At 70.4% G+C, this 25918-nt stretch carries 23 protein-coding genes and 4 pseudogenes; 16 read left to right on the top strand and 11 right to left on the bottom strand.

All coding sequences use genetic code 11. The features are described from left to right. Window positions 1-204: 204 nt before the first annotated feature. From ACZ7EG_RS34370 to ACZ7EG_RS34345, 6 genes and pseudogenes are all read left to right on the top strand, one after another. Window positions 205-369 (top strand): annotated as a pseudogene (locus ACZ7EG_RS34370) (pirin family protein); the annotation flags it as partial. Between the two features lie 879 nt (window positions 370-1248). Further along, window positions 1249-2484, top strand: coding sequence for a carboxylate-amine ligase (locus tag ACZ7EG_RS34365; RefSeq protein ID WP_471087822.1), 1236 nt, complete (start codon window positions 1249-1251; stop codon window positions 2482-2484). Window positions 2485-2630: 146 nt separating this feature from the next. Further along, a pseudogene (locus ACZ7EG_RS34360) lies at window positions 2631-3380 on the top strand (N-acetylglutaminylglutamine amidotransferase); the annotation flags it as partial. Beyond that, a pseudogene (locus ACZ7EG_RS34355) lies at window positions 3377-3667 on the top strand (alpha/beta hydrolase family protein); the annotation flags it as partial. The pseudogenes ACZ7EG_RS34360 and ACZ7EG_RS34355, both read left to right, overlap by 4 nt. Window positions 3668-4142: 475 nt before the next feature. Beyond that, window positions 4143-4328: a hypothetical protein gene (locus ACZ7EG_RS34350; RefSeq protein WP_471087791.1), complete on the top strand. Its 186-nt coding sequence runs from the start codon at window positions 4143-4145 to the stop codon at window positions 4326-4328. A gap of 1333 nt (window positions 4329-5661) precedes the next feature. Continuing rightward, on the top strand, window positions 5662-6894 hold the full coding sequence (locus tag ACZ7EG_RS34345) for a PP2C family protein-serine/threonine phosphatase (protein WP_471087787.1): 1233 nt from the start codon (window positions 5662-5664) through the stop codon (window positions 6892-6894). Between the two features lie 334 nt (window positions 6895-7228). Here the strand turns inward: ACZ7EG_RS34345 and ACZ7EG_RS34340 are convergent, their stop codons facing one another. Then, window positions 7229-7660 (bottom strand): DUF7144 family membrane protein, encoded by a 432-nt coding sequence (locus tag ACZ7EG_RS34340; RefSeq protein WP_471087784.1) that lies wholly within the window; start codon window positions 7658-7660, stop codon window positions 7229-7231. A 194-nt stretch (window positions 7661-7854) separates the two neighbouring features. Here ACZ7EG_RS34340 and ACZ7EG_RS34335 point away from each other — a divergent pair, with 194 nt between their 5' ends. Beyond that, complete coding sequence (locus ACZ7EG_RS34335) at window positions 7855-9471, top strand: MFS transporter (protein ID WP_471087781.1); 1617 nt, start codon at window positions 7855-7857, stop codon at window positions 9469-9471. Window positions 9472-9765: 294 nt separating this feature from the next. Here the strand turns inward: ACZ7EG_RS34335 and ACZ7EG_RS34330 are convergent, their stop codons facing one another. The 6 genes from ACZ7EG_RS34330 to ACZ7EG_RS34305 form a co-directional block, all read right to left on the bottom strand. After that, the gene (locus tag ACZ7EG_RS34330) at window positions 9766-10599 is read right to left on the bottom strand and encodes a class II glutamine amidotransferase (RefSeq protein ID WP_471087778.1); all 834 of its coding nucleotides are present in this window, start codon (window positions 10597-10599) and stop codon (window positions 9766-9768) included. 209 nt (window positions 10600-10808) lie between these two features. Beyond that, on the bottom strand, window positions 10809-11654 hold the full coding sequence (locus tag ACZ7EG_RS34325; RefSeq protein ID WP_471087774.1) for a class II glutamine amidotransferase: 846 nt from the start codon (window positions 11652-11654) through the stop codon (window positions 10809-10811). A gap of 439 nt (window positions 11655-12093) precedes the next feature. Beyond that, the gene (locus tag ACZ7EG_RS34320) at window positions 12094-13437 is read right to left on the bottom strand and encodes a hypothetical protein (RefSeq protein ID WP_471087771.1); all 1344 of its coding nucleotides are present in this window, start codon (window positions 13435-13437) and stop codon (window positions 12094-12096) included. 225 nt (window positions 13438-13662) lie between these two features. Next, the gene (locus tag ACZ7EG_RS34315) at window positions 13663-14061 is read right to left on the bottom strand and encodes a potassium channel family protein (RefSeq protein WP_471087768.1); all 399 of its coding nucleotides are present in this window, start codon (window positions 14059-14061) and stop codon (window positions 13663-13665) included. Continuing rightward, window positions 14058-14192 carry a hypothetical protein gene (locus tag ACZ7EG_RS34310; RefSeq protein ID WP_471087765.1) on the bottom strand — a complete coding sequence of 45 codons (135 nt, stop codon included), beginning with the start codon at window positions 14190-14192 and terminating at the stop codon, window positions 14058-14060. The genes ACZ7EG_RS34315 and ACZ7EG_RS34310 overlap by 4 nt, the downstream gene beginning before the upstream one ends. Continuing rightward, a complete protein-coding gene (locus ACZ7EG_RS34305; protein WP_471087762.1) occupies window positions 14189-14851 on the bottom strand; it encodes a hypothetical protein in 663 nt (220 codons plus the stop codon). The genes ACZ7EG_RS34310 and ACZ7EG_RS34305 overlap by 4 nt, the downstream gene beginning before the upstream one ends. 295 nt (window positions 14852-15146) lie before the next feature. On the opposite strand from ACZ7EG_RS34305, the gene ACZ7EG_RS34300 reads away from it, so the two are divergent. From ACZ7EG_RS34300 to ACZ7EG_RS34290, 3 genes are all read left to right on the top strand, one after another. Continuing rightward, complete coding sequence (locus ACZ7EG_RS34300) at window positions 15147-15491, top strand: carboxymuconolactone decarboxylase family protein (RefSeq protein ID WP_471087759.1); 345 nt, start codon at window positions 15147-15149, stop codon at window positions 15489-15491. A gap of 99 nt (window positions 15492-15590) precedes the next feature. Next, complete coding sequence (locus tag ACZ7EG_RS34295) at window positions 15591-16004, top strand: SHOCT domain-containing protein (protein ID WP_471087757.1); 414 nt, start codon at window positions 15591-15593, stop codon at window positions 16002-16004. Between the two features lie 152 nt (window positions 16005-16156). Then, window positions 16157-17575, top strand: a complete 1419-nt coding sequence (locus ACZ7EG_RS34290) for a DUF2252 domain-containing protein (RefSeq protein WP_471087754.1) — start codon at window positions 16157-16159, stop codon at window positions 17573-17575. A gap of 205 nt (window positions 17576-17780) precedes the next feature. Here ACZ7EG_RS34290 and ACZ7EG_RS34285 read toward each other — a convergent pair whose 3' ends face one another. Further along, on the bottom strand, window positions 17781-17987 hold the full coding sequence (locus ACZ7EG_RS34285; RefSeq protein WP_471087751.1) for a DUF5133 domain-containing protein: 207 nt from the start codon (window positions 17985-17987) through the stop codon (window positions 17781-17783). Window positions 17988-18274: 287 nt separating this feature from the next. Between ACZ7EG_RS34285 and ACZ7EG_RS34280 the strand changes: the two genes are divergently transcribed. Then, window positions 18275-18541, top strand: a complete 267-nt coding sequence (locus ACZ7EG_RS34280) for a hypothetical protein (RefSeq protein WP_471087749.1) — start codon at window positions 18275-18277, stop codon at window positions 18539-18541. Window positions 18542-18790: 249 nt separating this feature from the next. Next, on the top strand, window positions 18791-19153 hold the full coding sequence (locus tag ACZ7EG_RS34275) for a SpoIIE family protein phosphatase (protein ID WP_471087747.1): 363 nt from the start codon (window positions 18791-18793) through the stop codon (window positions 19151-19153). Here the strand turns inward: ACZ7EG_RS34275 and ACZ7EG_RS34270 are convergent. Beyond that, the gene (locus tag ACZ7EG_RS34270) at window positions 19055-20530 is read right to left on the bottom strand and encodes a bifunctional aminoglycoside phosphotransferase/ATP-binding protein (protein ID WP_471087819.1); all 1476 of its coding nucleotides are present in this window, start codon (window positions 20528-20530) and stop codon (window positions 19055-19057) included. The two genes, ACZ7EG_RS34275 and ACZ7EG_RS34270, sit on opposite strands and share 99 nt — an antisense overlap. A gap of 79 nt (window positions 20531-20609) precedes the next feature. Then, a complete protein-coding gene (locus ACZ7EG_RS34265; protein ID WP_471087744.1) occupies window positions 20610-21488 on the bottom strand; it encodes a universal stress protein in 879 nt (292 codons plus the stop codon). Between the two features lie 599 nt (window positions 21489-22087). On the opposite strand from ACZ7EG_RS34265, the gene ACZ7EG_RS34260 reads away from it, so the two are divergent. Further along, window positions 22088-22702: an Rv1733c family protein gene (locus ACZ7EG_RS34260; protein ID WP_471087741.1), complete on the top strand. Its 615-nt coding sequence runs from the start codon at window positions 22088-22090 to the stop codon at window positions 22700-22702. Between the two features lie 338 nt (window positions 22703-23040). Here the strand turns inward: ACZ7EG_RS34260 and ACZ7EG_RS34255 are convergent, their stop codons facing one another. Next, window positions 23041-23499: a Crp/Fnr family transcriptional regulator gene (locus tag ACZ7EG_RS34255; protein ID WP_471087738.1), complete on the bottom strand. Its 459-nt coding sequence runs from the start codon at window positions 23497-23499 to the stop codon at window positions 23041-23043. A gap of 250 nt (window positions 23500-23749) precedes the next feature. On the opposite strand from ACZ7EG_RS34255, the gene ACZ7EG_RS34250 reads away from it, so the two are divergent. From ACZ7EG_RS34250 to ACZ7EG_RS34240, 3 genes and pseudogenes are all read left to right on the top strand, one after another. Further along, window positions 23750-24625 (top strand): universal stress protein, encoded by an 876-nt coding sequence (locus ACZ7EG_RS34250; RefSeq protein ID WP_471087816.1) that lies wholly within the window; start codon window positions 23750-23752, stop codon window positions 24623-24625. Window positions 24626-24777: 152 nt separating this feature from the next. Further along, a pseudogene (locus tag ACZ7EG_RS34245) lies at window positions 24778-24918 on the top strand (hypothetical protein); the annotation flags it as partial. Between the two features lie 223 nt (window positions 24919-25141). Continuing rightward, complete coding sequence (locus ACZ7EG_RS34240) at window positions 25142-25867, top strand: hypothetical protein (RefSeq protein ID WP_471087736.1); 726 nt, start codon at window positions 25142-25144, stop codon at window positions 25865-25867. Window positions 25868-25918 lie beyond the last annotated feature (51 nt).

The following is a 25918-nucleotide window of genomic DNA, read 5'->3' as shown; positions in this document are numbered from 1 at the left end:
GACCGATACCGGATCTTGTACGAGTGAGAGCACTTCGACCACCGCGACCGCGGATGCTCACACTCCTTGAAAAACGACCCCATCCCACGAACCAAGACAGCGGAACCCATGGTTGCTGACTCCTCCACGACCGATGCTGGCAGCTTGCTGACCCTCACCGGTTCGGAACATCGCTGACCTGCACTGATGCGCGCAGGATCCGCTATGTTCTGGAACTGGATCGGGCGATCTCAGGAAGAGATCGTTCAGGCCCGTCAGGACTGGATGGAAGGCTCCCGGTTCGGGGAGGTGAAGGGGTACGACGGTGCCCCCCTGCCCGCACCGGAACTTCCGCCGGTGCCGTTGAAACCGCGGGGAAGGGTGCGCTGACCTTGTAAAACGCGTCAGCGTCGGTGGCTGCTGATTGGCAGGCAGTCGGGTGCTTTGCGGAACAGTGGTGCCGCTCACGCTGTCGCCTTGTGGAGATCCCACACGTTTCCGGTGTGACCGCTGTCTGTCACCGGCGCTGGTCGCGTCCGGTCCGAGAAGTGCTGCGCCGGAGGGTGGCGCGCGGTTGGCCGAGGCGTCGCGGCGGCGGGTTGATCCGTGCCTACCAGGGCCTTCCACCCCTGTGACACTCCCGGGTCATGGCCCCAGAACCACGGTGCGAAGGGGCGGCTCCGGCGCACCATGGCTACGAGTGCGCTTCCGCTGCTTTTCGCCATTCGTCGGCAGAGCTCCGCTCGGCGTAACCGGGGGCTGTCTCCGCAGGTGATAGACGGACGGTCACGCGCCGCGTGAGGGCTGGCGGAGAGGGGCATGGTGAACCGCTCGGGAGCTGAAAAGGGTGTTCGCCCAGCTGAGCTGCCTCGGGCTCGCTGCCCTGTGATTGCCCAACAACGTGGGCGCTACTGGCCTGGTGGCGACTCGACCGGGGCGTAGCGCCATGATGACCCATCAGCTGCTGTCAGTGCCCACTGCTACATCCTTTCGTTGGGATGAGCCGCGCTTCGCGGCCCACCGACGAGAGGAGGTCGTACGTCGGCAGGGACGCCTGCCGGTCAGGTCCGGTCGTCGTCCGTGTGCAGGGCGAGGACGGGGCAGGCGGCGACGGCACGGCGGGCATGGGTACGCAGCCGGCGGACGTGCGGTGCGGGCTCACCTGGCCGAGAGTGGAACTCAGAGGCACATCGCATACCCCCCCCGCCCGGGGCCGGGTCGTCACCTCCCCACGGCAGGTGCTCGGATTCCCGAGGAGTGAACGTGACCATGCGCATCGGAGTGGAGGAGGAGTTCCACATCCTCGAGGTCGAGAGCGGCCTGCTCGTACCGCGAGCCGACGCGATCCTGCGGAGGGCTGCCGGAAACACCTTCCAGACCGAACTGCATCAGTGCACGGTCGAGTCGAACAGCGCAGTGCACACGTCCCTGCACGAGCTGTACACGGATCTCACCACGATGAGACGGCGACTCGACGTGGCCGCCTCCTCGCTGGGGCTGGCCGTCGTGGCCGCCGGCACGGCCCCCCTGGCCCCCGGGGTGTCGGCGCACCTGACCTCAGACCCCCGCTACCGCCACATGGCCGAGGAGTACCGCAAGGTCGCCGACGAGCAGCTGATATGCGGTGCCCAGGTCCACGTGGACGTGCCCGACCGCGACACCACCGTACGCGTCATGTGCGAGGTCTCGCCGTGGCTGCCCGTCCTGCTGGCCGTCTCCGCCAGCTCGCCCTTCTGGCAGGGCACCGACACGGGATACGCGAGCTGGCGCACCCTGCTGTGGCAGCGCTGGCCCACCGCGGGGCCGGTCGGCTGCTACTCCGGCGCGGCCGAGTACGACGCGGTGGTGGACGAGTTCGTACGGTCCGGGGTCATCAGCGACGCCGGGATGATCTACTACGACGTCCGCCCCTCGGCCCATCTGCCGACACTGGAACTGCGCGTGTGCGACGCCTGCCCGCGCCCCGAGACCGTCGTGCTCATCGCCGGGCTCTTCCGCGCCCTGGTGGCCACGGCGCTCGAACGGCTGGACGGGCACGCCGCCCCGGCCTGCGGGGGCCGGCACGAGTGGCTGCGGGGTGCGTCGTGGCGTGCGGCCCGCTCGGGCCTGGAGGGCGTGCTGGTGGACCCCGAGACCCACCAGGAGGCGCCCGCGCCCCGGGTCGTACAGAAGCTCCTCACACGACTGCGGCCCGCGCTGGAGGGTCAGGGGGACTGGCAGACCGTCCGGGCGCTGGCCGAGGCGACCCTCGCGGACGGAAGCGCCGCGCATCGCATGCGTCGCGCGGCACAGGGGGAGGATCTGCTGCGCTGCGTGGACATGCTGATCGCCGAGACCCGCGGGAAATGCGTACACCGCGAGCCTGGCGCCCACGGACACCGCAGGACGGTGTCGCCGGGGCGCAGGTTCAGCTCCGCCGTCGTACCGGGTCGTTCCTCCTCCCGCACCGACCCCCGGTCGTCGGTCGGCGTGTCGCGTCGGCCCGGGCAGTCGCCGCCCCCCTGAGACGAACGGCGTTCGAGGAGAGGCTTCGTCGTCAGAAGGGGTTTCGTGATGTCTCGTACCACCACCCAGCCCCCGACCGGTGGCCGCGCCCCGACGCCCGTGCCCTCGCACGTCGTCGCCGGTCCGCGGAGGGGAGGCGAGACGTCGTGTGTGGCTTGAGCGGCGAGATTCGCTTCGACGGCGGGCGAGCCGACCTGGCGGCCGTGGCACGCATGACCGATCGGGTCGCCGACCGCGGACCCGACGGGCAGGGCACCTGGGCATGCGGCCCGGTCGCGTTGGGGCACCGGCGACTGAAGGTCATCGACCTCTCGGACCGCGGGGCCCAGCCGATGACCGACGCCCAGGGGGAGGTCACCGGCGTCTTCAATGGGTGCGTGTACAACCATCCGGAACTTCGCGAGGAGTTGCAGAAGCTGGGGCACCGGTTCGAGTCGACGTCGGACACCGAGGTGGTGCTCAAGGCCTACCAGCAGTGGGGCGCCGTGTGCGTCGAGCACTTCCGCGGCATGTTCGCGTTCGCCCTCGTCGAGCACCGCACCGGCCGGGTCGTCCTCGCCCGGGACCGGCTCGGCATCAAACCCCTGTACCTGGCCCGGACACCGGGCCGGCTGCGGTTCGCCTCGACGCTGCCCGCGCTCCTGGCCGCCGGAGACGTGGACACCTCACTCGATCCGGTCGCACTCCACTACTACATGAGCTGGCACGCCACGGTTCCGGCGCCCCACACCGTCCTCAACGGGGTGCGCAAACTTCCGCCCGCCACCGTGCGGGTCGTCGAACCCGACGGCATTCATCGGGACCACTGCTACTGGCAGCCGTCCTACAGGCGTGGGGCCGAGTACGCCGCCATGGGCGCGGACGAGTGGCGTGACGCGGTACTGGACGCCCCCCGATGAGCCGTATTGACGCGCTCCGTGTCCCGCTGCTCGCCGTCCACGGGGAACACGACACCAACGTGCCGCCGGAGGAGTCCCGGCAGTTCGTGCGCGCCGCACGTGAACGGGGCATCGACGCCGAACTGCTCACCCTGCGCGACGAAGGCCACGACTTCCTGCGTGCCGAGAACCGGCGCCTGTTCCGCCGGGCCGCCGCCGACTGGCTGGAACGGCACCTGTACCAGGGTCCGGCCGGCCCGGTCCGCCGGGGCGCCGCGCGCACCGGACCGCCATCGCGCCACTGACGGGCACCGGCGGGTGCCTCCCGTTCTCGTGGACGTCAACTCTTCCGACGCAGCGCGGACTCCGAGCAGCCGAGCCCTCATGGCGCCTGCGGGCACGCACGCACCGCTCCGGGCGGTTGATCGCGTCTCGTCCGTACGGACCACATACCGCTGTGCGCGAGCTATTGGGGGATCCGGATCCCTGTCGGAGTAGCCGACATTCCGGGGTGAGCAGGGCTGAAGTCACTCTTTCGGCGGGCCATCGGGAGCGAGATGGCGTCGTTGGGACGGTATGGCACTACGGCACGTTGATCACTGTCTGCGGCAGAGGAGGGCACGTGGTGCAGGTGTCCGTTGGTGATCAGCATTGTCGGGGTGAGGGGGCTCGCCGCGAGCTGAGGCTTTGGCCGGATGTCGCCGCCACACAGCGCCTGGGCATGTCCATCGACAGCGGGACAGACAAGATTCGGGGCAGGCGTGCCCGGCGGAGGCGTGTATGAGCGGTGCAGTCAGACCGGCCTGGGATCCGGAGGTGCGGGCCGGGCTCTGCCAGATGCTGCGTGACCAACTCGTCGAGGCGATCAACGCCATCCGCTCGCAGGCGGTGGTCGTGCCGCCGGCCCCGGACCCTGAACCGGTGGGTGAGAGACCGGTCCATGAGGGCCAGCGGTTCGAGGAATGATCCGGCGGGCGGGACCCGTTCGAGGACACCAAGGCCTCCGGAGCCGAGCGCAGTTGATGTGGCATGCCTTTCGGCTGGCTGGCTGACTCGGCGGCGCGGGCGAGTCTGCTGAGGAGCCTGACCGCCATCAGCAGCCGGGATGATCCGTCTGAGCAAGGGGCCTTTATGTCCGTGGGAGGGGGCCAACGGGGGGCCGAGGGCAAGGCCGACCCCGGCCAGGGAGAGCGCGACGGGCAGCATCCGGATCACCGTGAGGCTCAGCACGGCACAGGTGGTGATTCGCCGGTCGAGGTCTTCCAGCGTCGGCTCCAGCAGGACGGCGCCGTTAGACCAGGAGGAAGCTCAGGGAGGCGAGAAGTGCTGCGAGTTGTCCGGCGAGATCGCCGGTGTCGGCGAAGGCTGTCGGTGCGCCCGCCGGTGCAGGGAGACGCCGAAGGCGAAACCGGCCACCCGGCCGCGACGCAACCGCTCCCCTCGGTGAACGAGCTAACCCCATCCCCACATTGCTCCCGATCAGGAAGGAGCAGGCCGGCCGCTCGTCATGAGGCACCCCACAGCATCCCGTGCCGATCCGGAGTGTTCGGCACTCAACCTGCGACCTGACAGGCGCAGTGGTCCGGCGGGGTACTTTCCGCCTGCAGCCGGAAGTGAGTCACGGCGCGTCCTCGATGACCAGAGAACACCATGGGTGACGGTTCTGTACGCCGGGTTGGCGAAAGAGCCCGCTGCCGTCACAAGCTGCGTGGGCTGCTGTTCGCCGCCCTTGGGTTCTACCGCCGACCCGGCCCCGAGCCCAGCCGACTCCCTGTCTCGTCATGCTCGGGCGACGGGCGCCGCACGAAATAGCGCGAGCGCACCCGCCGGTGTAGGACCCCGGTGGACTGCCTGTGAGTTCCAGCCGAAGGCAGGGGGGACTCAGAGGCGGCACCGGTCGCGTTGGCGCTGTTCGTCCTCAGTGCTGAGTTCGAGCCCGAAGGCTTCGCCGATGGCGCGCGGCGGACACCACCCGGGCACGTCCCATCACTGGGGCGATCGCCACGAGCGTTCCCTGGACCTTCTACGTGTCTTCCTTCGGTTTGAAGCATTACTACGCCCGGGCCAAGACCCGGGCGACCGCAGCCGTATCGCCACATGGAACGCGAGTGACCAGCCCCGGAAGTCCGCCGCACCGACGTCTTCCGGAAAGCGGCACCGGAACGGGCACCGCGCCCTCATGACGGGGCCGCCCAGGTGACCGCAGGTGTCCGTGGTGAGCGGTGGCCCGGTTCTGTGGCGCGCTGCTCCTATCGTGGGGCATCAGCAAAGTGACGGTCGGCACCGAGGCGGGCAGTGCATGAGGAAACCGCAGATCGACTACGCGGCGGTCTTTCACGCCCTGCCGGGCATGGTGGCTCTGCTCACCCCCGACCTGGTGTACGCCGACGCCAACGCGGACTTCCTCCGGCTGGCCGGGCGCACGCGCGAGCAACTGCTGGGCCGTTACATTTTCGACGTCTTCCCCGAGAACCCGAACGACCCGGCGGCGGCCGGGATGCGCGAGACCCGGGAGTCGATGCTGCGTGTGGTGGCGACCGGCGAGCGGGACACGATGGCGCTGCTGCGCTACGACATCGAGGATCGCGAGCGGCCCGGGCACTGGGTGGAGCACTTCTGGAGCCCGGTCAACGCACCCGTGCTGGGCCCGGACGGGCGCGTGGTGCTGATCGTGCACCGGGTGGAGGAGGTCACCGAGCTCATGCGCGCCCGTGGCGAGGCGGCCAGCGACAGCACCCGGGCCCGCGTGCTGGAGGCCGAGCTCTACACCCGCTCCCGCGAACTGAAGGAAGTCAACGAGCGCCTGCGTCTGGCCCATGCCCGGGAACGCGAGGTCGCCCTGTCCCTGCAAGCGGCGATGCTGCCCGCCCCGATGCCGGTCGGGCACCACAGGGCAGCCGTCCGCTACCGGCCCGCCGTCGGCACCCTGAACGTGTGCGGCGACTGGTACGACCTGGTCGACCTGCCCGGCGACCGCATCGCGGTCGCCGTCGGCGACGTCGTCGGCCACGGCCTGGAAGCGGCCGGTGTCATGGGGCAGTTGCGCAGCGCACTGAGCGCGGCCGCCCGCGTCGCCGACGGCCCGGCCCGGGCGCTGGAAGCCCTCGGCCTGTACGCCCGCCATGTCGACGGTGCGGAGTCGACCACGGTGGTGAAGATCTACATCGACTGGGACACCCACACCCTCACGTACAGCAGCGCGGGCCACCCTCCACCCGTCCTGCTCCACCCCGGTGGCACCGTGACCTTTCTCGACCGGGCGACCGATCCGCCTCTCGGCGCGCGCCCCGAGCACGTCCCGCGGCCGGAGGCCCGTACGGCCTTCGTCGAGGGCGCCACGCTGGTCCTGTACTCCGACGGTCTGATCGAACGCCGTCACGAGGACATCGACACCGGCCTGTCCCGCCTCGCCGCGTCCTTGACCCGCCACGGCCGAGCCGCCCCCGAGACCCTGGCGGACGCCCTCCTGAACGACCTCCTCCCACCCACCGGCAGCACCGACGACACGGCCCTGGTCGTCATTCGCCTGTGACCGTGTCGTCCGAAACCTGAGCCGCGCCGCGGCGGAGTGGAGGAATCGAACTGCCTCTCGATTTGACTCCGCGGGCAGCTCTGCCAGTGTGGTGAGTGTCATGCCCTCCATGTCCACCGGCTCTGCCCTCGAGGGCGCTGCCGAGGCCCTGACGCCGAACGGCGATCCCGTGCTCGCAGCTCGGTTCGCCATCCCCCGTGTGCCGAAGACGTTCATCCGCAGGCCCGCGTGGCCGAGTGCATCAGCCGGGCTCTGGCCGGTCCGGGCCGTTTGACACTGGTCAACGGGCCGGCGGGCGCGGGCAAGACGTTGCGCTGGGCCTGCACGTGGTACTTCATCGCTCCGACGGACTGGGGGCGGCGCACAGTGCCCAGATCACGAAGCCGTTGATCGCGATCAGAACGATGGCCCAGAACGGCGCGTAGGGAATCCACAGGAAGTTCGCGAGCATGGCCAGGCCGGCCACTGCCACGCCGACGACCCTGGCCCAGGTGGCGCCCTGGAAGAGGGCCGCACCGGCGAGTGTGATGAGCACGCCCACGATCAGATGGATCCAGCCCCATGAGGTGAGATCGAACTCGTACGCGTAGTTGCGGGTGGTGACGAACACGTCGTCCTCAGCGATGGCCGCGATGCCCTCGAAGATCATCATCAGGCCGCCGAAGACCATCAGGACGGCGGCGAAGACCAGCCAGCCGCTCCCGATACCGGTCTTCGAACTCCGCACCGCCCCGCCCGAGCGGGCTCCACTCGCATGATTGACCATCGTCGACTCCCTCGGGTCGTACTGCCCCGCACCACCGCATTCGCGTTCGGCCGGGCGCGCTACTTCCAATGTCGGACCACCAGGGCACTTCCGCACCTGGGGGGTCTGACCGACGGTGCTTGTGACTCCGCCAACCGGTCGACCTCCGAGGCGAGTCGGGATCCGCGCCCCGGGGCGGCTGGGACGATGCCCGCATGGCACCTAGGACAAAAGCCGCCGAGAGTCCACCAAAGGCGCGCATCGTCCTGCTGACACTCGCGGCCGGTCAGTTCCTGATGGCGCTGGACAGCTCGGTCATGAACGTCTCGATCGCGACGGTGGCCGAAGACGTGGGCACGACGGTGACGGGTGTCCAGGGCGCCATCACGGCCTACACCCTCGTGATGGCGATGTTCATGATCCCCGGCGGCAAGGTGGGGGCGCTGATCGGCCGCAAACGCGCGTTCATGATCGGCTGTGTCATCTACGGCTGCGGCTCCCTGACCACGGCGCTCTCACCGAACCTGACGGTGCTGCTGATCGGCTGGTCGTTCCTGGAGGGAATCGGGGCGGCACTCATCCTGCCCGCGATCGTCGCGCTCGTGGCAGGCAACTTCGTCACGGAACGCCGTCCCGCCGCCTACGGTCTGGTCGCGGCCGCGGGGGCCGTGGCGATCGCGGTCGGGCCGCTCATCGGGGGTGTCGCGACGACCTACTTCTCCTGGCGGTGGGTCTTCGCCGGAGAGGTCCTGATGGTGCTCGGCATCCTGGTCCTCGCCCGCCGTATCGCCGACGCGCCGGTCGGCGAACGCCCCCGCATCGATCTGGTCGGCGCCCTGCTGTCCGCGCTCGGGCTCGGAGTGTTCGTCTACGGTGTGCTCCGCTCCGACGAATGGGGCTGGTTCAAGCCGAAGCCCGACGCGCCGTCATGGCTCGGGGTCTCGCTGGTCGTGTGGCTGATGCTGGCCGGTCTTCTGCTGGTCTGGCTCTTCCTCCGCTGGGAGGCCCGCATGGTGGAGCGGCGCAGGGAGCCGCTCGTCGACCCGGCCATGCTGCAGAACAAGCAGCTCACCGGCGGACTGACGATGTTCTTCTTCCAGTACCTGGTTCAGATGGGCGTCTTCTTCCTCGTACCGCTCTATCTGTCGGTGGCCCTGGGCCTGTCCGCGCTCCAGACCGGTGCTCGCCTGCTACCGCTGTCCGTGACACTGCTGGCAGCCGCCGTCCTGATCCCCCGATACCTCCCGCACGTCTCGCCGCGGCGGGTGGTGCGGCTCGGGGTCTTCGCGCTGTTCGCGGGCGCGGTGGTCTTGATGGCCGCGCTCGACGCGGACGCCGGTGCGGAGATCGTCACCATCCCCATGCTGCTGATCGGGCTGGGCATGGGCGCGCTGGCGTCCCAGCTCGGGTCGGTCACCGTGTCCGCGGTGCCGGAAGCACAGAGCGCGGAAGTCGGCGGCGTCCAGAACTCCGTCACCAACCTGGGCGCCTCGATCGGTACGGCGCTCGCCGGGTCGATCCTGATCGCCGCGATGACGACGTCCTTCCTCTCCAGCGTGGAGCAGAATCCGGATATCCCGGCCGAGGTCAAGAGCCAGGCAACTGTCGAACTCGAAAGCGGCGTACCGTTCTTGTCGGACGCCGAGCTCGAGTCCGCGCTCGACGAAGCGGGCACGAGCGAGGAGGTGGCTCAGGCGGCACTCGACGCCAACGAAGATGCCAGGATCGACGGTCTGCGCGCCGCAGTCGCCATCCTCGCCTTCGCCGCGCTCCTCGCGATGTTCTTCACCTCACGCATCCCGAAGACCCAGCCCGGGTCGACGAAGCCGTAGCTGCAGGGCGGCTGGATCCGACCGTCCTCGTTCCATCGCTCCGACGGGCAGGGGCGCCGAGTGCTCAGGAAGGGCCGACGTCGCGGCCCGGGTAGTCCCTGCGCCGCACCGGAGCCGGCGCGGCCATCGCGGTGGACAGTGCGTGCAGGTGGCGTACGACTGACACGGCCGCCGATCCCGGCCGGACGGGACATCCGGAACGCCGGACCGGGACGTGGTGCGCGGCCGACCCCGCTGAACTTGCGGCAGGTTGTGGCGTCAGGACGCCGTTCGACGGGGAGGGTGCCGGGGCCCCTACACGGGCTGTGGGGCGAAGGGGATCAGGTTGTCGCCTTCGGGCTGCAGGATGCCGTAGCTGCTCTCGGGGACCTCGTTCCAGACGCCGGGCAGATCGCCCAGCGGCTCGGACACGATGAGGCGGGTCGCGTCGGACACCTCCCGCAGGAACGGCACATCCGGGTGGAGTGCTCGCAGTGCCTCGACCCGGGTGCTGTAGAACAGCGAGCGGGAAGCTCCCTGGCTGGAGTAGCGGAATGCCCACACCTGCCGGCCGTCGGTCACTGCGACCGTCATCTGCAGGGGGAACTCCACCCCGTGCTCATGACCGGTCCGTTCCACCATGCCGACCATGCGGGCGACGGCACCCGGGGGGTCCTGCTCCAGGCCGAAGGTGAGGGCCAGGTAGAACATCATCTCGGAGTCCGTCGAACCCTCGATGTCGAGGAAGAGCTCCGGATCGACCGCCAGGGCGAGATCACGCCGTACCTGGTGGAAGTCGGTGATCCCGCCGTTGTGCATCCACATCCAGCGGCCGTGGCGGAACGGGTGGCAGTTGGTCTGCTGCACCGGGGTACCGGTAGAGGCCCGGATGTGGGCGAAGAACAGCGGGGAGCTGACATGGTCGGCGATCTCCCTCAGATTGCGGTTGCTCCATGCCGGGCCGGTGTCGCGGACGACCGCTGGGGTGCCGTTGTCCGGTGTGTACCAGCCGACGCCGAACCCGTCACCGTTGGTCGTCTCCACGCCCATCCGGGAGTGCAGGCTCTGGTCGATCAGCGAGTGGACCGGCTTGTAGAGCACGGTGTCGAGCAGTATGGGCGTTCCTGTGTAGGCGAGCCATCGGCACATCGGCTACCACCTCCCTGACGTAAGGAACCACGCCGCAGGAGTGTCGTCCCCCGACGGAGGCGCGACGACAGCCGTTCCATCAGGGTGATCTCCACTGTGAGCCCGCGAGTGCGGTTCGGCATCACCCGGGACGGGTGATTGCCCGCCCCTTGTTCCAACTGGCGGCAGGTGGGCGTCGGAATGCCGTTTGACGGAAAGGGCGTTGGGCCCTACACGGGCTGAGGGGCGAAGGGGACCAGTTTGTCCCCTCCGGGCCGCAGGATGCCGTAGCTGCTCTCGGGGACCTCGTTCCAGACGCCGGGCAGATCGCCCAGCGGCTCGGACACGATGAGGCGGGTCTCGTCGGACACCTCCTGAAGGAATTCCACGTCGATCTGGAGTGCTCGCAACGCCTCCACCTGAGTGCTGTAGTACAGCGAGTCGGAGGCTCCCCAAGAGGCTCCCCAACTGGAGTAACGGAAGGCCCACGTGTGCTGCCCGTCGGTCACGGCCGCTGTCATATGCAAGGGAACCTCCATCCCGTGCTCATGACCGGTCCGTTCCACCATGCCGGCCATGCGGGCGACGGCGCCCGGCGGGTCCTGCTCCAGGCCGAAGGTGAGGGCCAGGTAGAACATCATCTCGGAGTCCGTCGAACCCTCGATGTCGAGGAAGAGCGCCGGGCTGACCGCCAACCCGAGATCCTGCCGCATGTGGGGGAAGTCGCTGATCTCGCCGTTGTGCATCCACATCCAGCGGCCGTGCCGGAACGGGTGGCAGTTGGTCTGCTGCACCGGAGTACCGGTAGAGGCCCGGATATGAGCGAAGAACAGAGGAGAGCGGACGTGCTCGGCGATCTCCCGCAGATTGCGGTTGCTCCATGCCGGGCCGATGTCCCGGAAGATCGCTGGGGTGCCGTCTTCCGGCGTGTACCAGCCGACGCCGAACCCGTCACCGTTGGTCGTCTCGACAACCATTCGGGAGTGCAGGCTCTGGTCGATCAGCGAGTGGACCGGCTTGTAGAGCACGGTGTCGAGCAGTATGGGCGTTCCTGTGCAGGCGAGCCACCGGCACATCGGCTGCCAGCTTCCTGGTGTTCCGAACCACGCCGTAGGAGTGTGGTCTCCCGACGTGGGCGAGGCGACCGCTGCTCCGGCCGGGGTGATGTCCACTGTGGCCCGCCGATGGTGATTCGGCATCACCCGAGGCGGGTGATGCCGGCACTCGTCTTCCCGGCCGTTGGCCGGCTTGCGGCGAACCCGAAGCCCCGGGAGCTGGAATTCAGCGGCAAGCGGGTCCACGGACTCTCGGTCGGTGTACCGGACGCTCCCGTGAACGAGCCGAGCCGTTCCGCCCGCCGCTCTTCGACCACAGTGAAGGCGGGGGCGGACCAAGGGCTCACCGAGGACCTTGCACCGGATACGTCCAGGTTCGGCGGCCGGTGCCACCCGCGTGTCCTGACCCCTGACACATGCTGCTGGAGGAACGGGGGCGGACCGGCGCGCGGGTGGGACGTCACACGCCGCTCTCCGGGTGGTGTGGTGTCACCCTCTGGGCGTCGAGGGCGGTGGCACGGCCGGAGGCGGCGAGGAGGGCGAGCAGTGCGAGCACGGCCAGCAGAATGATGACCAGCAGCAGGATGGTCAGAGCCGTGGGGTGGTTCCAGAGCGCGAAGACCAGGGCCACGATCAGCAGGGCGGCCAGGGCGATCCACCGGCGGTGGGCCTGGGTCCAGGTGCCCACCCGGCCGGTGCGGACATGGTGGCCGTACGCCCACGTTGCCGCGGAGTCCGCGGCGCGCTCCGATGTGCCCCGGATGGCACGCGGCAGCCGCCCGGGGCCGATGAGGTAGGCGCCGAGCGCAATGACGACACCGAGCACGATCGCCGTGCGCAGGCTGACCTTCAGGAAGTGCAGCAGGGTGTCGAAGACGGCTGCCGCGGCGGCCTCCGACTGGACCTGGGGCGGGAGGTGGTCCAGGTAGTAGCGGCGGGCGACGACCAGGACGACGGCCACGACCAGGCAGGCGAAGGCCGCGCCGAGAGCCGTACGGGCCAGGGCGCGGCGGCGCCGGTGGGCCAGCAGCACACCGCACGCGCCGATCACCACGACGATCACGGGAAGCCAGTTCCCGATCACGTCCAGCAGATGGGCGCCCTTGCGGATCTTCTCCAGTTGGTCGGACTGGAAGAGCACCATCTGCTTGTCCACGTCGGGGATCTCGGACGCCGGGGACACGCCGGCGTCCACGAGCTCCTGTTTGACCTGGTCGACGGCTTCGCCGACGTCGAGGGTGACCGTCCCGCCGCTCACGCCCACGGCACCGCGGCCCTCGCCGGTGAGCGCGTCCACGACCGCGGCGTGTGCGGTCCGGTTGGCGTTCGTCCAGATCCGCTCGAAGCGGTCGCTCTGCACGAAGCGCGTGGTCACCTTCTCGACCGTGTCATTGACCGCGGAGTCCAGCTGCGGACCCAGTCCCTTCACGGCCTGCGCGGCGCGGGGCGGCAGCCCCTGTGACTGCAGCCAGGCCGCGATGTCCGAGGCGGCCTGTTCGCCGTCCACCCGTACGTCGGCGGCACGGGTGATGCGTTTGACCGCCGCGTCCTCGATCGCCGGATCCGAGGCCAGCGGCGAGACGGTTTCCACGTACCGGTCGGTGTCCAGCGCGATGTCGTGCACCCACACGGTGAGCAGTGCGACCGGCACCAGGATGCAGGTGAGCACGATGAGCACCGCCGAGGAGGCGCTCCTCGCGATCCGCGCGGCCGCCGAGCCGTGCTCGTGCCCGCTCCTCGCCCCATCACGCGCGTCCCCGTTCGGGGCCGGGCCGGGCTCGGGCGGCTCGGGCGAGCTGGTCATCGAGGGCTCCGGGGATCCTGGGGGATGGACCTGCCTCCATTTCGGCAGCCGTAGGGCGAGACGGCACACGCAGGTAGGCCATGTGGACGAGGCGCCGCCGGCGGCGCAAGGCGGTGATGCCGGGCCGCCACGGAACCAGGTCTCACGGGGCGTACGCAGGGTGCTTCGTGGTCCGTCACGCCGTTGCGGCCGTGGAAGGCTCGCAGCGTCAGCCCCGGAGCACTCTCACACACTCTCCGAGTTCCGTCGGCGCCGGCCGGCCTCGACGGCCCTGACCACCACCCGGGCCGCGATCCCGACGAGCAGAATCCCGCCGACGATCTGGATCATCGTCATGACGCGCGCCGTCTCGGTGGCCGCGGTGATGTCGCCGAAGCCGACGGTGCTGACCACGGTCAGCGTGAAGTACAGCGCGTCGGTACGGGTGAGGGGCTCGGTGAAGCTGCCGGGTGTGCTCCGGTCCAGCAGGAAGTACGAGGTGGCGAAGAGCAGCACGAACAGGGGGAGGACGGCGGCGAGCGACTCCACCGCCCGCAGTTCGGGGTTCGGGGACCGGGCGATCGTACGAACCTGCCAGAGGAACAGTGCCGTCACCGCGAGCAGACCGAGGACGAGCCCGGTCACCGTGCCGCCGTTGAGGGTGTGTCCATGGGCAGCAGGTAGTACGCGAGGACCAGCCCTGACGACACGACGAGCGAGCGCGCCACCGCCGACAGGGCCGCGCGGCGGCCGGGCCGCGCGAGGCCGTCCGTCATGTCGCCGCCCACCGGGTCCTCGTCAGGGCCAGTCGCCGCACCCGGCGCCAGTCCCTCGGGGGTCTGCCGTACGGCGCACCGGGGCGGTCGCGCGGAACCCGCACGCGCAGGGACCGTGGACGGATCCGGCACCGGACGGGGGTCTGCAGGGTGAGGGCCTCACCGTCCACTCCGACCGGGATCGTGTCGGCGTCGGCCTCGACGACGACCTCGCGGGCTGCCAGCAGCGCGAGCCCGGACGCCTCGGCCTTCTCCCGCAGCCGGAATCGGCCGACCTCGCCGCCACCCGAGCACGGATTCATGATCAGGTAGGGGCGCCGCGGCGGCGCCGGTGTGCCGTGCGGGGTCCGTGCCGGGGCCGTCCCGGCGCCTGCCGGCGCGACCCGGCCGCAGAAGACGGCCAGTACCCACAGCGCGAACGAGATGAGTACCACCCACAGCAGTCCGGACGCCACGTAGAGGACGACGACAGCGGCTGAGTCGGCGAAGGCCAGCAGCACGGCCAGCACCTTGACCACGCCGGTGTGGACAAGCGCCCACCGCACGCTCGCTGCCGTCGCCGCCGGGCCGGCGGAGCCCACGAGGACGAGCAGCAGACCGTCGAGCCCCGCGAAGAGCAGCGGCACGATGATCGCGCCGATGCCCGCGGTCACGGCCACCCGTGCGGCCCACCGTGGGGCAAGCGCGAAACGGCTACCGGACAAGTCGACCTCCCACAGGCGGGATGCGCTCGGTTCCTGCCCCCGGGCGTCGATCCGAACCGACATTACTCGCTTAAGGGGTTATCCGGACGGACCGCCCCTCGCGCCCGCGGACGAAGCGGCACCCGGCCGCCGCCGATCAGGCGACCGGTGATCAGGCGACCGGTGATCACCCTTTCCGGGTGAGGCGGTGTTCGGCCGGGCCGAGCTCTTATGGAAGGTGCGCATGACGCTCAGGAAGGAAACGTGAACCATGGCCCAGAAAGAGACAGGCGCCGAAGGTGTCACCGCCCTCGCCGAAGCGGACGCCCCCGTGTTCGAGACGCTCGTCCAGATGACCCTCGACACGTTCGAACGTTCCGGGCTGGACGAGGAGACGTACCTGCTGGCACGCATCGCCGCCCTGGTGGCCATGGATGCCTCCGCACCCTCCTATCTCCTCAACATCGGCACCGCCGCCGAAGCCGGCGTGCCACTGGAGAAGATCCAGGGAACGCTCGTGGCGATCGCCCCCGTGGTGGGGAGCGCCCGGGTGGTGTCCGCGGCCCGCAGCATCGGTGAAGCCTTCGGGCTCGACATCAGCACCGAGGACCGATAACAGCGGGGCGCCTGGGACCGCCCGTGCGCCCTGTCCGCATGCCGGTGGGACGCACGGGGGCCACCTGGGCCCCCGCAGACGGCACCCGGAGGAGAAGCAATGAGCAGCAGCGTGAACCTGGCCTACGACTTTCCGGTTCTGGGGGCTTTCTGGGCGATCATGTGGTTCTTCCTGTGGATCATGTGGTTCGTCCTGCTCTTCCGTGCCGTCGTGGACATCTTCCGTGACGACGACCTGAGCGGATGGGCCAAGACCGGTTGGCTCGTCTTCACGATCGTCCTCCCCTTCCTGGGCGTCTTCGTCTACGTCATCGCCCGGGGCGAGAACATGGGCCAGCGCGAGCAGCGCCACGTCAGAGCCCAGCAGGAGCAGACGGAGCGGTACATCCGCGAGACCGCGGGCAGCGCGGAAACCAGCGAGGTGGACGAACTCGCGAGGCTCTCCGAGATCCGCGCCCGGGGCGACATCACCGACGACGAGTACCGCCGTGCCAAGGAGAAGGTTCTCCACTGACCCGTGCGTGCCCGTCACGGGCGCGGAACACCGTGGGCGCCGCCTCGGATCGGTCGGCAGACGACCGGGTACCGCGCGGTACCCGCGGTGCGGCGCCCGGCGGCCTCGTGGAGCCCCGCACGACGCCGCCCGCCCCGCAGTAAGGATCTGCAATGATCGACAACCGCCTTTCCGGCGTCACGACTCGGGGCCTCAACCCGAGGGAGCGGGTTGCCCGCGGCAAGGCCGCACGTGCCGACGCACCCCGGTCCAGTCACGCCGAGTTCATGCCCCCGGCGAAGCGCACGGACCCCGTGGAGATCATCGAGAGGCAGTCCGCGACGCGGGTGCCGGAACTCGTACCGATCCGCTACGGCAGGATGAGCGAGGCGCCGTTCCGCTTCTACCGCGGAGCCGCCGCCATCATGGCCGCCGACCTCGCGGAGACACCGGTCAGCGGGCTCAGGGTGCAGTGCTGCGGCGACGCGCACATGCTGAACTTCCGGCTGCTGGCCTCGCCGGAACGCCACCTGATGTTCGACATCAACGACTTCGACGAGACGCTGCCGGGACCGTGGGAATGGGACGTGAAGCGGCTGTCGGCCAGCTTCGTCATCGCGGGCCGGGCGAACGGCTTCAACGCCAAGGAGCGGGCGTCGGTGGTGCGGGCGACCGTGCGGTCCTACCGCGAGCGTATGCGGGCCTTCGCCGGAATGGGCAATCTCGACGTCTGGTACACCCGCTTCGACATGGACGAGCTGCGGCAGCAGTTCGGCCCGATGCTGAGCGCCGGGCAGCGCGACCGCTTGGCGCACACGGAGAAGCAGGCCCGGGCTCATGACACGCTGCAGGTCTTCGACAAGCTCACGCACGTCACCGACGGAAGGCGCCAGATCGCCGGCGATCCACCGCTGCTCGTGCGGCTCCAGGATCTGTTGCCGGACAGGGAACGCGGCGGCCTGGAGAATGAGATCAGCCACCTGATCGAGCGCTACGGCCGGACCCTGCAGACGGACCGCCGGTTCCTGCTGGAGCAGTACCGCCTCGCGGACATCGCCCGCAAGGTGGTCGGTGTGGGCAGTGTGGGAACACGCTGCTGGATCATCCTGATGCTCGGCAAGGACGACGAGGATCCCCTGTTCCTCCAGGCCAAGGAAGCCGACGAGTCCGTCCTGGCGCCCTACGTCGGCGGCAGCACCTTCCGCACACAGGGCGAGCGCGTCGTCGCCGGTCAGCGGCTCATGCAGGCCACCAGCGACATCTTCCTGGGCTGGGAACGCGTCCAGGGCATGGACGGCAAGAGGCGGGACTTCTACCTGCGCCAGTTGCGGGACTGGAAGGGCATCGCCGTGGCCGAGAACATGTCGCCCAAGCGGATGATGCTGTTCGGCCGGCTCTGCGGTGCCACACTGGCCCGCGCCCACGCCCGCTCCGGGGACCGGATCGCGATCGGCGCCTACCTGGGCGGCGGCGACACCTTCGACCGCGCACTGGTGACCTTCGCCGAGCTCTACGCCGACCAGAACGAGCAGGACCACCAGGCCCTGGTCGACGCCATCCGAACGGGCCGAATCCTGGCAGATGCTTCCTGATGCGCGGTGTGTCATCGGTTGGTGGTCCGTTCGACCAGGAGCGTCCAGCAGGCGAAGCAACCCCTGGCCGGTGATGCGCCGAGACCCGTCATGCACGAGTACAGGACAGGCGACACCCACTTGGGCCCGCGGACCGGACACACGGGCCCGAGGCCCCGCCCGCACGTATCCGTCTGGATTCAGTGCTGAAGGGGCTGCTGTCGTGTCATGACGTGGCGTCGGCCAACTGCTGACGCGCCACGGACAGTGCCGCATCCAACTGGCGGGTGCCGGTGACCACGCACAGCGTGTACGTCGCATCCTCCAGTCGGCGCGCGATCTCCGGGCCGCCATCGGACCCCGCGTGCCGCCTGAGCGTCTCGCACCGCTCGATCAGCTCCCGCAGAAGCGAAGGGTGTGCCGTCACCGTCATGGCCACCTCCAGTGCCGAACCGTGGAATTTTGTTCAGCGCATCACTCATACGGTCGCAGCCGCCGGCGCCCGCTGCACCTCGGGACCACGGGGGCCCGGCCCAGCCGTCCGCCGACGCCCGCCGGCCGACGCGACAGCAGAGCCGTTCGCATCCGGATCAGACGGTCATCCCCGGGCGAGACCTGCCCGGCTGTCCGCGCCACCACCCGGCGCGTTCGGGGTCCCGCTCCGGAGCCTGAATCGCCGGCCGGGATGCGATGTGGTTCCCCCCGTTGGAGGGTGGAGTCATGAACCATCACCACCACTCCCCACGGACGATCGAGATCAACACCCGGCTTGTGACCACCGGTGTCGTGCTCACCGCAGCCGGTGCCGTGGTGGCATGGGTCGGCATTGCCATCGCGGCCTCCGCCGTGGTCGCGGCAGGCCGGCGCATGATCCGCGAGATGGACGTGCCCCCGGCCCAGCAGGCGGCCATGAAGTTGCGGCAGGCCAAGGAGGCGTCCCGAGCGGGCATGGAGGCGTGGCACTCCACGTCCGACGCCCAGAACTGATCACCCGCCCGCCGGCTCCGCCGCAGCCGCCCCGGCACCCTCAGCACCGCCGGTGCGTCGGGTGCGTTCGGCCGCCGCCACCGCCTCCCTTCTCCGTGTGCGCCAGGACGCCGGGCTTGCCTTCCCGATCACGCCCCCACAGATCGGCATAGCCCCGACGTCCAGTTCCTTCATCCTGCGCGCCGCGTCCTGAAGTGTTTCGTTCTCCAGCCGTGGGGGGCTCCGGGATGAGGCTGGGGTCGGTGGCTCATGGTGTGTTGCACCGAGTACGTCATCGACTGCGTCGACGGCGGCAACGCCGGTCACCCGCCACCCGCCCTGGTGCACGCCGACGGAACCTGTGAACTGCTGGACCAGGTCACGGCCCCACCCCTCGGAGCGCGGCTCCAGCACGTCCCCCGACCGCAGGCGACCATCAACTACGGCCTCGGTGACACCCTCGTCCTGTCCGATCGAATTCCCCAGCATGGACGGACTGGCCGCGAAAGGACTCGGCGGGAAGGGGGCGCGGGTCTAGTCGGGCTCCATGTAGGGGCGGCGGAAGACCGGGGCCTGGCTGTCGGCGTGCGGGCGGATCGCCGCCAGCGCCTGGAGCACCGCGGCCTCCAGTGAACCGCTCGTGTCGACCTCGACGGCCTCGGGCCACGGCTGCTGCGTTGCGGCCATGACACCGGCCACCTCGACGTCGGCGTCGGACGCTCCGGGCGCGCGCGTGGCGAGGCGGGCCGCGGTCACCTCGCCGGGGACGATGCAGTGCAGGGCGACGAGGTCGGCGTGGGCACGTTCGGCCACGGCCCAGGCGGCTTCACGCTGTCCCGCGTCGTGCCAGGTGGCGTCCAGGACGACGGACTCACCCTGGGACAGCAGGGCCGACGCGCGGTCGAGGAGGGCGGCGTACGTCCTGATGGTCCATTCGGGGGAGTACAGGCCCTCGCCGTAGGCGGCGCCGGCCGGCTGCTCCGCCGGGATGCCCGCCAGTTCCTTGCGGAGGCGGTCGCTGCTGAGCAGGGTGACGCCGAGACGATCGGCGAGCGCCCCGGAGAGAGTGGACTTGCCGCTGCCCGGGAGCCCGCCGACGAGGGTCAGCCCGACGGCGGAGAGGCGCAGATGCCGCAGGGTGGTGGTGATCAGCCGGCGCGCCGCCGCCTGCGCGCCGGGCGTGCCCTGGCGCGCCTGGATCAGGGAGACCTTGGCCCGGACGAACGCGCGGTACGCGACGTAGTGGTGGCGCAGGGAAGGAGGCGCCGGGTCGCCGGAGTACGCGCCGTACTCGGCGAGGAAGAACGCCGCGGCTCCCGGGGCGCCGAGTTGCTCCAGGTCCATGGCGAGGAAGGCGGCGTCGTCGATGCCGTCGACGTAACGGAGGTGGTCGTCGAACTCCAGGCAGTCCAGGACGCGCGGACCGTCGTCGAGGCAGAAGATGTCCTCGGCGAGCAGATCTCCGTGGCCGTCGACCACCCGCTGCTGCGCGATCCGCCGGAGGAACAAGGGCTCGCGGCCGGCGAGGTAGCGGCGCACCAGGTGCTCGATCTCCGCCACGCCGCCGGGCACGGTGCCGTCGTCGGACAGGGCGCGGACCTGGGCGAAGCTCGCCTCCCAGCGCGACGACAGGGCATCGCGCGTTCCCTGCTCGTCCACCTCCCGGCCGCGGGGTGCGCTCGCGTGGTGAGTGGCGAGCAGCCGGGCGACGGCCCGCAGGGCATCGTCGACGGCGACGCCCTCCCGCACGAGCCGGGAGAGGCGGCGCTCGTCGGGCATGCGGCGCATCACCACGACGGGCTCGGGCACATCGGTGTCCGGGCTGCTGAACGCGCCGACACCGAGGTAGACGTCCGGGGCGAACCGGCGGTTGAGGAAGACTTCCCGCTCACATGTGGCCCGCCGGGCGGCCACCGAGGTGTGGTCCAGGAACGTCAGGTCCACCGGCTTCTTCACCTTGTAGGCGCGGTCCCCGATGAAGAGCACCACCGCGGTGTGGGTCTCGCGCACCTCGGCACGCGGAAGCGACGAAGACCCGGGCGTCTCCTCCCGCTGGACCGATGCCGTCGGCTCACCGGTGTGGCCCGGCTCAGTCATGGGGGACGACGGCGACCGGGCAGGGTGCGTGGTGCGCGGCCGCCTGCGCCACGGGGCCCAGACGGGGTGTCAGGGGACGGTGGTGCTTCCGCCTGCCCACCACCAGCAACTGGGCGCCCGCGGTGGCTGCCACGACGGCCTTGGCGGGGCTGTCGATGCGGACACTGTCGGACACGGTGACGCCCGGGAACTTCTCGCGCCAGGGGCGCAGGAGCTGCCGCAGGCCTTGGTGCGCCGCGCGCCGCTCCTCCTGGGTCACGGTGTGGTCCACGCCCCAGGGCGCGTACGCGTGCAGCGGCATGCTGCGGCCATGGACCGCGCGCACCGGTACCCCTCGTGCCGCGGCGGTGGTGAAGGCGAATTCGAGCAGCTCGTCGCACGGGCCGTGCAGTTTCAGGGCCACCACGACGTCGCCCGGGGCACCGGACAGGGGCCTGTGCTCCTCTTCCTGCCGCTGGGCACGCACCAGGACGACGGGCCGCTCGGCTCGCGCGACGACGGCCAGGCTGATGTCGCCGAGGAAGTAGCTCTCCACGGGAGCCAGTCCCTGCGACCCGAGCACGAGCATCTCGGACTCCGACGCGGCGTGGAGCAGCGCGTCCTGGGCGTCGTCGGCGACCAGGCCGCCCACGACGGTGAGACCCGGGTGCCGCTCCTGGAGCTCCGCCTGGGCGTTGTGCACGAGCCGATTCGCCCAGTAGTTCTGATCGACATCCGCGGGGGTGTGGGTCGGCTCGGGCGCGACCATGGGCCACGCGTGCAGCAGGCGCAGAGTGAGATTGCGGCGCCGCTCGGCCTCGTCGGCGGCCCAGCGGGCGGCGGCGAGGCTTTCGGGTGAGCCGTCGAGGCCCACGGTGAGGACTCGTTCCATGGCGACTGCCTCCGTCTCGTTCGAAGCTGGAAGGACGGTGAGCGTGGTGACCGCCAGGACTGCCGCCCCACAGAACACGGCGCTTCCACATCGAGGACTACCCCAGATCTCCTCGCGGCGCATGTGGTCCCGGCAGACGGGGCTCGCACGAGCGCGAAGTCCCGGGAAAAGGAGGTGGGAGCGGTGGCGGTTCCCCTGGAGGACGCGACGGCCGCCCTGGTCGACAGGGGGCGCAACGTTATCGCGCCGGTGCTCGGTTCGAGAGAGCTGGGAGATCGCGACCTGCTCGTCGTCGCGGCCCGCAGGCGCCACGGTGGCCTGTCCGGACTGGCGTGCGCCCTGCACCTGCTGGGCGCCGGACGGCGGGTCACACGTCGGGCCGCAGCTCGGTCTGGTCAACCACGCGGTGCTGCATCACGCGCCGTGTCCGATCGTGGTCGTTCCCCAGATCTGAACCGGCGACGGGCGACGAACACGCTTGGGCCGAGTGGCCGGTTGCAGGGACCTTCGGCCCCGTGATCGGGCGCCGCCGACGTTGCAGGGTGTTGAGGGAGACGGACGAGAGCGGGAAAGCACCAGCAACAGCTGGAGGCGAGACCATGAGCACACAGGATCCGCCGCAGGGGTCCAGCCCCGGACCACGCCGGCAGAAGCATCCGGCCGTGGACGCGAACCCTCTGAGGCGCAGGTCCGATCGGGTGGAGACCTGGTGCTCCCGCTTCCTGTTGGCCGTGCTCGTCCTCGGGCTGCCTGCGGCTTCGGTGAGCGCGGGAACGGCGGTCCACGAGTCGACGACGCGGACGGTCCGAGCCCAGGCCGCAGAGCGGTCCCAGGTCACCGCACAGGTGACCTCGGCCCCGGACGCGGCACCGGGCAGCGCCGCGGACGAGAAGCAGCAGGCCCAGCTCCGGTGGACCGATGAACGCGGCCGGCAACGGACGGGAACCGCACCGGTGTCACCGGACGAGACGGCGGGCTCGACCGTACGGATCTGGGTCGATCGCGACGGAAAGGTCACGGAGCCACCGATGGCCGCAAGCAACGCGCAGGCCTCCGGCTGGCTCATGGGCGGCATGACGGCGGCCGGTGTCTACGCCGGCTTCCTCGCGGCGCGCAAAGGGGTGCGCCTGGCGCTGGACCGCAGAAGGTACGCCCAGTGGGACGCCGAATGGGACCGGGTGGAGCCCCTGTGGTCCGCGCGGTTCCACAGGTGACGGGCCACAGGCAGGCCCCGTCGCCGGGCGGTCGACGAGGAGGTGACGCTCATGTCCTCGGGTTTGCCGCCGTATCGAAGACTCCGCGGGTCCGCCGCCGTATCGAAGACTCCGCGGGTCCGCCGCCGTATCGAAGACGCGGTCGCGGCCTCGGCCCTGGACGCGGACCCGCGCAACCACCAGCGGAGCACGACCACATTCCGGCGCTCCGCACGGAGATGGGCCGGCGGACGATCTCCATGAAGGGGCGCCGCGTCTCGACGGCCACGACCGTCCGCGTCATCCATCGCCCACGACGTGAGGGGTCTCAGGTACCGGGGTCTCCTCGTCCCGCCTCGTCAGGGCACCTCGCCCGCCCCGTAGGGCCCGTACAGGTCGAGCAGCCGCACCCGGGCGGACCTGAGCCGGCGTGCCAGTACACCGAGCATGTAGGTGCTGAGTTCGTGTTCCAGCTCCGGGTCGGCTGCGCACATCTCACGGACCGCCGCCGCGTCGAACTCGTAGGCGCGTACCGGGCTGCTGGCTTCGGCGCCCAGGTGCCAGTGGTGGGGAGGGAGCAGCCAGGACCAGCCGAGCAGCCGTCCGGCGCCCAGGGTCTCGATGACCGCCGCATGCCGGCCGGGCACGTGGAGGTCGAGGTCGACCGTGCCCGTGTGGATGATCCAGAAGCGGTCGGCCCTGCCACCTTCCTCGAAGATGCGCTCGCCCATCGCGAACGACACCTCGCGAGCCAGCGCCATGAGCTGCTCGCGATGCTCCTTGGTCATGGCGCCGAAGACGCCGGTCCTCGCAACCATCAGGGACTTCCCTTCTCCGAGACCTCGAAGCGGAGTGGGGTTCGTATGCGAAGGCCGACGGCGATGGGGAGTGGCACCCCGCGCTGTGTTCCGGGCCGCATGACTCCACGATCGTCGCAATTCAGCGGGGTGCAACCCGGGCCGGGACGTCCCGCGGGGAGCCCGCCCACGTGTAGCGACGGGCCGGGGGCGGTGGGACGGTATTCACAGGGGTGTCCCGCAGTGGCCACGCAGGAAGGCGGTGGGAACCGTGGAGCTCCCGCTGGTCGTGGGTGTCGACGGATCGGATTCCAGCCTGGAGGCGGTGGACTGGGCGGTGGACGAGGCGGCGCGCCACGGGCTGTCCCTGCGGCTGGTCTTCGCCTCGCTGTGGGAGCGCTACGAGGGAGTCCGCCCGTCCTTCAGCACCGACCGCGCGGCCGACAAGGTCATGGCCGAGCACCTCACGGCGTCCTGTGCGGAACGCGCCCGGCTGCGCAACCCGGAGGTGAAGGTGTCGAGCGAGGTATTGCCCGACGACCCCGCCTCCGCGCTCCTGCACGCGGCTCATGCATCCTTCGCCCTGGTCACGGGCTCCCGGGGGCGTGGCGAGATCGCCGGGATGCTGCTGGGGTCGGTCAGCCTCACCGTGGCCGCCCGCGCCGTGTGCCCGGTCGTCGTGGTCCGTGGCCGGACGTCGCACCAGCAGGGTTCCGGTGGCGGGGTGGTGCTCGGCGTCGGTGACGCGACCGACGGCTCGGCCGCCGTACGGTTCGCCCTCCGCGAGGCCGAGGCGCGCGGCTGCGCCCTGCACGCCGTCCGCGCCTGGCGCCACCGCGCGCATGAGCACACGGACAGCCCTTTGATCGCGGACGACGCCGTCGCGTCAGGGGACGAACGGGCCTCCGCTCTCCTCACCGAAGCGCTGCGCGACACCGCGAAGGACCATCCGCAGGTCGAAGTGGAGCGCCAAGTGGTCGAAGGCCCCGCCCACAAGGTCCTCCTGGACGCCTCGACCGGTGCCGACCTGGTGGTCGTGGGTGCGCTGCGGCGGCAGGGGCACTTCGGCCTGCAACTCGGCCGGACCGCCCACGCTCTGCTGCACCACGCCGACTGCCCGGTGGCCGTCGTCCCGCAGCGAGCCTGAGCGCCGCCGCGCGGACTGGCGCTCCCGCACATCGCGTGGGGGAGAAGGGGAGGGCGCCGCACACTGACCCGTACCTTCCCGTACCGGGACGACGAGGCGGGCGTGCCGGGGCGTGGAGCAGAGTCGCAGGCCTGCCGCCCCCCGCGCGGCCGGGCCGGAGCGGGGCCATGTGCACGTGGCAGAGCGGCAGTGACGGGCGGGAGGAAACCCAGGGGCTGCACCTCGACCCCCGTTCGGGCCGCCGGCTGCCCGACAACTCCCGGCTCCAGCACCACGTCGGCTCCGCCATCGCCCTTCTCGCTGCGCTACCGCGGCCACCGGGGCGTCGGCGTACGGCCGCAGCGCGGACCGTTGCGGCTCGGCGTGCCCGACTCGGAGGAGTCACCGATCCGTGTGGTGCTGCCCGACCGGGCCGTGACCGTGGCGCCGGGAGAGACCCGCACGTTTCACCTCGCGCAGGACTGATCCGCCCGGTGCGCCGATGCCGCGGCGTGAGATGTGTTGCAGACTTTCAGCATGCCCGAGCAGCAGTCCCATCCGTCCCCTCCCCAGTCGCTGCTGCAGGTGATCGACAACCTCGCACGGTTCCATCGAGAGCATGAGGAGTACTACTCACAGGCCCCGTTGCGGCAGGCCGGTGAACTCCAGGCGAGTTCCCGGGCGCTGAAGGCACTGGCCGACCGGTGGAGCGTGGTCGAGGCAGGTGAGCAGACGTCGGCGATCCCGTTCGCCGGGGCGGAGGATCTGAACGCTCCGGGGCTCGTGGCGGAGTCGGGGATCCTCTTCATGGAGGGGGAGAACGAGCCCGCCGAGCTCCGGAGGCTGAAGCGTGAAGTCGGCCAGGTCGCCGACGAGACCGAGCAGGGCGGCGCCTGGCTGGCCCGGGCGATGGAGCAGGCGTGGGAGATCGCCGGCGGTCTGGCCGCTCACCCGGCGCTTGCGGACCTGCTGGGGGAGCGGCACCGGATCATCGCCAATGACTGGCAGTCGGCCGGCCTACAGGCCTTGGTGGCGCGCCTCCTGCGGCGCGCACTCGACCTGCTGGCCCGCGTCGACTTCTCCCCGGCGGCGCTTCGGGCCGACCTGCGAAGCGAGCGGAAAGCCCCGGCCTACCTCTATTCGGCTTCCGAGCTGTTCGACCGGGCTTCCGACCTGATGACCCAGTCGGCGACGCTCGTGCATGAGAACGAAAGGCGCTGGCGTGTGTTCCGCGCGCGGGTTCGCGAGCTGCAGTCCGAGTGAGCCGGCGGCCGGGCTGTTCGACCGGGCTTCCGACCTGATGACTCGGTCAGC

This window comes from Streptomyces sp. NPDC037100 (assembly GCF_055606225.1).
This window is presented reverse-complemented; position numbering and strand designations above follow the sequence as displayed.

What these genes read in the sequence shown, in the direction of transcription:
- ACZ7EG_RS34365 (WP_471087822.1), top strand. Translation starts at nt 1,249, where the DNA reads ATGCGCATCGGAGTGGAGGAGGAGTTCCACATCCTCGAGGTCGAGAGC.
- ACZ7EG_RS34350 (WP_471087791.1), top strand. Translation starts at nt 4,143, where the DNA reads ATGAGCGGTGCAGTCAGACCGGCCTGGGATCCGGAGGTGCGGGCCGGG.
- ACZ7EG_RS34345 (WP_471087787.1), top strand. Translation starts at nt 5,662, where the DNA reads ATGAGGAAACCGCAGATCGACTACGCGGCGGTCTTTCACGCCCTGCCG.
- ACZ7EG_RS34340 (WP_471087784.1), bottom strand. Translation starts at nt 7,660, where the DNA reads ATGGTCAATCATGCGAGTGGAGCCCGCTCGGGCGGGGCGGTGCGGAGT.
- ACZ7EG_RS34335 (WP_471087781.1), top strand. Translation starts at nt 7,855, where the DNA reads ATGGCACCTAGGACAAAAGCCGCCGAGAGTCCACCAAAGGCGCGCATC.
- ACZ7EG_RS34330 (WP_471087778.1), bottom strand. Translation starts at nt 10,599, where the DNA reads ATGTGCCGATGGCTCGCCTACACAGGAACGCCCATACTGCTCGACACC.
- ACZ7EG_RS34325 (WP_471087774.1), bottom strand. Translation starts at nt 11,654, where the DNA reads ATGTGCCGGTGGCTCGCCTGCACAGGAACGCCCATACTGCTCGACACC.
- ACZ7EG_RS34320 (WP_471087771.1), bottom strand. Translation starts at nt 13,437, where the DNA reads ATGACCAGCTCGCCCGAGCCGCCCGAGCCCGGCCCGGCCCCGAACGGG.
- ACZ7EG_RS34310 (WP_471087765.1), bottom strand. Translation starts at nt 14,192, where the DNA reads ATGACGGACGGCCTCGCGCGGCCCGGCCGCCGCGCGGCCCTGTCGGCG.
- ACZ7EG_RS34300 (WP_471087759.1), top strand. Translation starts at nt 15,147, where the DNA reads ATGGCCCAGAAAGAGACAGGCGCCGAAGGTGTCACCGCCCTCGCCGAA.
- ACZ7EG_RS34295 (WP_471087757.1), top strand. Translation starts at nt 15,591, where the DNA reads ATGAGCAGCAGCGTGAACCTGGCCTACGACTTTCCGGTTCTGGGGGCT.
- ACZ7EG_RS34290 (WP_471087754.1), top strand. Translation starts at nt 16,157, where the DNA reads ATGATCGACAACCGCCTTTCCGGCGTCACGACTCGGGGCCTCAACCCG.
- ACZ7EG_RS34285 (WP_471087751.1), bottom strand. Translation starts at nt 17,987, where the DNA reads ATGACGGTGACGGCACACCCTTCGCTTCTGCGGGAGCTGATCGAGCGG.
- ACZ7EG_RS34280 (WP_471087749.1), top strand. Translation starts at nt 18,275, where the DNA reads ATGAACCATCACCACCACTCCCCACGGACGATCGAGATCAACACCCGG.
- ACZ7EG_RS34275 (WP_471087747.1), top strand. Translation starts at nt 18,791, where the DNA reads ATGGTGTGTTGCACCGAGTACGTCATCGACTGCGTCGACGGCGGCAAC.
- ACZ7EG_RS34265 (WP_471087744.1), bottom strand. Translation starts at nt 21,488, where the DNA reads ATGGAACGAGTCCTCACCGTGGGCCTCGACGGCTCACCCGAAAGCCTC.
- ACZ7EG_RS34260 (WP_471087741.1), top strand. Translation starts at nt 22,088, where the DNA reads ATGAGCACACAGGATCCGCCGCAGGGGTCCAGCCCCGGACCACGCCGG.
- ACZ7EG_RS34255 (WP_471087738.1), bottom strand. Translation starts at nt 23,499, where the DNA reads ATGGTTGCGAGGACCGGCGTCTTCGGCGCCATGACCAAGGAGCATCGC.
- ACZ7EG_RS34240 (WP_471087736.1), top strand. Translation starts at nt 25,142, where the DNA reads ATGCCCGAGCAGCAGTCCCATCCGTCCCCTCCCCAGTCGCTGCTGCAG.